Annotated in this window: 1 protein-coding gene; it reads left to right on the top strand. The window is 72.4% G+C overall.

Annotation, left to right across the window (positions count from 1 at the left end; translation table 11 throughout):
* The coding region (locus tag CCN72_RS38835; protein WP_158101311.1) for an MFS transporter at positions 1-399 on the top strand (399 nt) is incomplete at both ends.

Below are 399 nucleotides of genomic sequence, written 5' to 3'. Positions count from 1 at the left end.
GCCACCGCCACCGAACCCGAGGACTCCGCCCCCTCCCCCCGGCAGCGGCGCGACTTCCGCCGGTTCATGGCGTCGCACATCTGCAACGAGCTCGGCAACAACATCACCTACGTCGCCCTCCCCCTCACCGCCGTGCTGACCCTGCACGCCTCGGCGTGGCAGGCCGGTCTGCTCGCGGCGGCCGAGCAGGCGGCGTTCCTGCTGTTCGGGCTGCCCGCCGGGGCGTGGGTCGACCGGATGCGGCGGCGCAATGTCATGATCGCCGCCGATCTGACGCGGGCGGTGCTGCTCACCACGGTGCCGGTGGCCTGGCTGCTGGATCTGCACTCCATGCCCCTGCTGTACGTCGTGGCCCTGCTGCTGGGCTGCGCCCGGCTGTTCGGCGATGTGGCCGACCAG

Source organism: Streptomyces murinus (genome assembly GCF_002154555.1).
Classification (GTDB): Bacteria; Actinomycetota; Actinomycetes; order Streptomycetales; family Streptomycetaceae; genus Streptomyces; species Streptomyces murinus.
Note: the sequence above shows the minus strand (reverse complement) of the source record. Positions and strands in the feature narration are given on the sequence as shown.